Source organism: Streptococcus sp. GMD4S (assembly GCF_000296955.1).
On sequence record NZ_AJRE01000455.1, the window covers coordinates 1 to 5000 of the forward strand.

The 5000-nt window shown below is 44.0% G+C and carries 6 protein-coding genes; 4 read left to right on the forward strand and 2 right to left on the reverse strand.

Annotation, left to right across the window (positions count from 1 at the left end; translation table 11 throughout):
- Positions 1-265: 265 nt before the first annotated feature.
- The 4 genes from GMD4S_RS11405 (at position 266) to GMD4S_RS11420 (ending at position 3990) form a co-directional block, all read left to right on the forward strand.
- On the forward strand, positions 266-1225 hold the full coding sequence (locus tag GMD4S_RS11405) for an ABC transporter permease (RefSeq protein ID WP_000777218.1): 960 nt from the start codon (positions 266-268) through the stop codon (positions 1223-1225).
- Positions 1215-2171, forward strand: coding sequence for an iron chelate uptake ABC transporter family permease subunit (locus GMD4S_RS11410; RefSeq protein WP_001159839.1), 957 nt, complete (start codon positions 1215-1217; stop codon positions 2169-2171). Before GMD4S_RS11405 ends, GMD4S_RS11410 begins: the two co-directional genes overlap by 11 nt.
- On the forward strand, positions 2168-2920 hold the full coding sequence (locus GMD4S_RS11415; protein ID WP_000764285.1) for an iron ABC transporter ATP-binding protein: 753 nt from the start codon (positions 2168-2170) through the stop codon (positions 2918-2920). Before GMD4S_RS11410 ends, GMD4S_RS11415 begins: the two co-directional genes overlap by 4 nt.
- A gap of 98 nt (positions 2921-3018) precedes the next feature.
- The gene (locus GMD4S_RS11420; protein ID WP_000858272.1) at positions 3019-3990 is read left to right on the forward strand and encodes a siderophore ABC transporter substrate-binding protein; all 972 of its coding nucleotides are present in this window, start codon (positions 3019-3021) and stop codon (positions 3988-3990) included.
- A gap of 31 nt (positions 3991-4021) precedes the next feature.
- On the opposite strand, the gene yidD is transcribed toward GMD4S_RS11420, so the two are convergent.
- On the reverse strand, positions 4022-4264 hold the full coding sequence (gene yidD / locus GMD4S_RS11425) for a membrane protein insertion efficiency factor YidD (protein WP_000821627.1): 243 nt from the start codon (positions 4262-4264) through the stop codon (positions 4022-4024).
- Entirely contained in the window at positions 4264-4986 is a 723-nt protein-coding gene (locus GMD4S_RS11430) for a pseudouridine synthase (protein ID WP_001222230.1), read from the reverse strand. Before GMD4S_RS11430 ends, yidD begins: the two co-directional genes overlap by 1 nt.
- Positions 4987-5000 lie beyond the last annotated feature (14 nt).

The following is a 5000-nucleotide window of genomic DNA, read 5'->3' on the forward strand; positions in this document are numbered from 1 at the left end:
ACTTCTTTGATTTTTGAAAATAATGTTGTCATATCAGTTCCTTCTTTCTGTCCTCCATTTTACCACTTTTTATAGGAGAAGGATAGTGGGAAGGTGGATTGGTTTTTACTCAGTTTTCCAATAAAAGAGAGGGGCAGATGTAATTTCAGAAATTTTTCTTTCTTTTTACATTAAATTGTCAGAAAATTTATTGACAGATTAAAAAAATCGTGTTACATTATCTCCAAGGGTATTTTTATACCAAATCTACATGAAAGGACGGGGCATGAAACTCTCTCATATTTTAACAGGCTTACTTCTACTCCTGGTCTTTCTCTCCATTACCATTGGAACCAGTGATTTTTCTTGGGAAAAATTCTTTGCTTTTGACCAACAGACCTGGCTTCTCTTTCAAGAGTCGCGTCTTCCAAGAACCATCAGTATTCTCCTTGCAGCCTCCAGTATGAGCATGGCAGGACTCCTCATGCAGACCATTACTCAAAATCAATTCGCTGCTCCAAGTACAGTCGGAACCACAGAAGCCGCTAAACTGGGAATGGTGTTAAGCCTCTTTGTCTTTCCGTCTGCGAGTCTGACCCAAAAGATGCTCTTTGCTTTTGGCTCATCCATTTTATTTACCCTCTTTTTCCTGGCCTTTATGACTATTTTTTCTGTAAAGGAAAGGTGGATGTTGCCCTTGATCGGGATCATCTATAGTGGGATTATCGGTTCTGTCACAGAAGTTATCGCCTATCGTTTCAATCTGGTTCAGAGTATGACTGCTTGGACCCAGGGCTCCTTCTCCATGATTCAGACCCATCAGTATGAGTGGCTCTTCTTAGGCCTCATTATCCTGATAGCCGTTTGGAAATTCTCCCAAACCTTCACCATCATGAATCTGGGCAAGGAAACCAGTGAAAGTTTGGGGATTTCTTACTCTCTACTTGAAAAACTGGCCCTTTTTCTGGTGGCGCTAACGACAAGTGTCACCATGATTACCGTGGGTGCCTTGCCTTTTCTCGGAGTCATCGTTCCCAATCTTGTCCGCAAGCGCTATGGAGATAATCTGAGCCAAACTAAACTCATGGTCGCTCTGGTCGGAGCCAATATGGTTCTGGCCTGCGACATCCTCTCTCGAGTCTTGATTCGGCCCTATGAGCTGTCTGTCAGTCTCCTACTAGGAATCATCGGTAGCCTCGTCTTTATCCTACTTCTCTGGAGAGGGGGACAAAAAGATGCAGTTTAAAAGCAAACATACCAAGCTCTTCTGCCTTCTCATTATTCTGGCCATTGGAGCTTGTCTTCTCTACTTTTGGCCCATCACCCATCTATCTTCCTTTGCCTGGAAGCTACGTTCCCAAAAAATCATCGTTTATCTCTTGGTAGCCGTCGCGACAGGGATTTCGACCATTAGTTTTCAAACCCTGACGGAAAATCGCTTTCTGACGCCAAGTATTTTGGGAATCGAATCCTTCTATGTCTTGCTACAGACCCTGCTACTGATATTTGAAAGCAAATTTCTACAGCTTGGAAAGTCGCCTGTCTTAGAATTTCTAATCTTGCTTCTGCTTCAATCCCTCTTCTTTCTCGCCTTACAAGGCTACTTGAAGACGCTGATGAAGCAAGATCTGGTTTTCATTCTGCTAATCTGCCTAGCCCTGGGAAGTCTCTTTCGAAATATCAGTACCTTCCTCCAAGTCCTGATGGATCCAAATGAATACGATAAACTGCAGAACACTCTCTTTGCCTCCTTTCAGCATCTCAACACTTCCATCCTAGCCATCGGTTCTCTGATCATCCTTGCCTTGACAATCTTTTTCTTTCGAAAAGCAGTCGTTCTGGATGTCTTGCACCTGCAAAGAGAAACGGCTCAGATACTGGGACTCGATGTTGAAAAAGAACAGAGAGAACTCCTCTGGGGCATCGTGCTTTTGACCTCAACAGCGACTGCCTTGGTAGGACCTATGGCCTTCTTCGGCTTTATGCTAGCCAATCTCACTTACCTGATTGTCAAAGATTATCGGCACAAGTTGCTCTTTATCGTAGCCATTCTGATTGGATTTATTAGTTTGACCTTGGGGCAAGCCCTCATCGAACGAGTCTTTGCGCTGGAAATTCGCATCAGCATGATCATCGAGAGTGTGGGTGGTCTCTTATTCTTTATCTTACTTTACAGGAGGGCACGTCAGTGAAACTGGAAAACATTGACAAATCCATTCAAAAACAGGATATTTTGCAAGACATTTCCCTTGAAGTCAGTCCTCAGAAACTGACAGCCTTCATTGGTCCAAACGGCGCCGGGAAATCAACTCTTCTCTCCATCATGAGCAGACTGACCAAGAAAGATCAGGGGATTCTCAGTATTAAAGGCCGGGAAATCGAAAGCTGGAATTCCCAAGAACTGGCCAAAGAACTCACCATCCTAAAGCAGAAGATTAATTACCAAGCCAAATTGACTGTAGAAGAACTGGTCAGCTTTGGACGTTTTCCCTACAGTCGTGGTCGACTGAGGGCGGAAGACTGGGAAAAAATTCGAGAAACCCTTGACTATCTGGAACTGACCAACTTAAAAGACCGCTACATCGATAGTCTGTCTGGCGGACAACTCCAACGTGTCTTTATCGCTATGGTACTAGCCCAGGATACAGACTTTATCTTGCTGGACGAACCGCTTAACAATCTCGATATCAAGCAAAGTGTCAGCATGATGCAGATCCTTCGGCGACTGGTGGAGGAACTTGGCAAAACCATTATCATCGTCCTCCACGATATCAACATGGCTAGCCAATATGCGGATGAAATTGTTGCCTTTAAGGACGGTCAAGTCTTTTGCAAGGGAACGACTGCTCAAATCATGCAGGCTGACCTGCTCAGTCAACTTTATGAGATTCCCATCACACTGGCTGATATCAATGGCAAAAAGATCTGTATCTATAGCTAGCTATTCTGAACTCATGTTAGAGAACCCTCTGTCTCTTAGCTAACAAACCTATTTAAGAGACCCCCTACATCGTTACTATATTTTAAAAAGGAGAAATCATGAAAACATCCCTTAAACTTTATCTCACTGCCCTAGCGGCTAGCTTCTTGCTCTTACTTGGTGCATGTAGTACAAATACAAATTCAAGCAATAGCCAGACAGAGACAAGTAGCTCTGCTCCAACAGAGATAACCATTAAAAGTTCACTAGATGAGGTCAAACTTTCAAAGGTTCCTGAAAAGATTGTGACCTTTGACCTCGGTGCTGCGGATACTATTCGCGCTTTAGGTTTTGAAAAGAATATCGTCGGAATGCCTACAAAAACTGTTCCGACTTACCTAAAAGATCTTACAGGAAATGTCAACAATGTGGGTTCCATGGTTGAGCCAGACCTAGAAGCCATTGCTGCTCTTGAGCCGGATTTGATTATCGCTTCTCCACGTACCCAAAAATTCGTAGACAAGTTCAAAGAAATTGCTCCAACCGTTCTCTTCCAAGCAAGTAAGGACGACTACTGGACTTCTACCAAGACCAACATCGAATCCCTTGCAAGCGCCTTTGGTGAAACAGGCACTCAGAAAGCCAAGCAAGAATTGGCTAACCTAGATAAGAGCATCCAAGAAGTCGCTACTAAAAACGAAAGTTCTGACAAAAAAGCCCTTGCTATCCTCCTCAATGAAGGAAAAATGGCTGCCTTTGGTGCCCAATCTCGTTTCTCTTTCTTGTATCAAACCTTAAAATTCAAGCCAACTGACACCAAATTTGAAGACTCTCGCCACGGACAAGAAGTCAGCTTTGAAAGTGTCAAAGAAATCAATCCTGACATCCTCTTTGTCATCAACCGTACCCTTGCCATTGGTGGGGACAACTCAAGCAACGATGGCGTCCTAGAAAATGCCCTCATCGCTGAAACTCCTGCTGCTAAAAATGGTAAAATCATCCAACTAACACCAGACCTCTGGTATCTAAGCGGAGGCGGACTTGAATCAACTAAACTCATGATTGAAGACGCTCAAAAAGCTTTGAAATAAACAAGAAAACCCAACATCAGGTGATGTTGGGTTATTTTTTTTCTTGATTTCGTCTGAGGGAAAAGTGATCTGGGACGGGGTCCTTACCTGTTTTCGACCAGGGGTGGCAACGTAAAATCCGAGCCAAGCCCATCAGAACACCCTTGAAGCCATGTTTTTCAATAGCCTGAATCATGTAGTTGGAACAAGTCGGCTCAAAGCGACAAGAGGGGGGAAAGGCTGGGGAGATAAAACGTTGGTAAAAGCGTACTGGCGCTATTAAGATGCGTTTCATTATTTCTTGGTTACAGCCATAGTGTGTAGTTGGCTGATTTCTTTTTTATTAAGGCGACGGGATTCTCCCGGACGAAGACCTGTCAAGTCTAGGTGTCCAAAACGTGTCCGCGACAACTTATCCACTTGAAGACCGACGGCTTCAAACATCTTTTTAACCTGATGGTTGCGTCCTTCATGGATAGTCAACTGCACTACTGAGCGATTTTTGACTGGATCCACTTTGAGAATTTCATATACAGCTGGCTTAGTTTTCTTGCCATCAATCTCAAGTCCACGGGTCAAGGGACGGAGATTTTCTTTGTTGGCCACACCTTTAACACGCGCGACATAGACCTTATCAATCTCATTACGGGGGTGAATCATCTCATCCGTAAAATCACCATCATTGGTCAAAATCAAGACACCTGATGTATCCCAGTCCAAACGTCCAACTGGGTAAATCCGTTCTTTTACATTGGGCAAGAGGTCTACAACAGTCTTGCGGCCCTTGTCGTCTGTCACACTGGAAATCACTCCGCGTGGTTTGTTAAGCAAATAGTAGACCTTTTCTTCGTTGTAGATGGGCTGGCCTTCCACTTCGACCTTGTCACCAGACTTGATGGTCGTTGCGAGTTCACGCACCACTTGACCGTTAACTGTCACCAAACCTTGCTTGATCAACTCTTCTGCTTTTCTCCTACTGGCCACACCTGCGTGGGCAATATACTTATTGATTCTCATCTTCTTCTATCCTT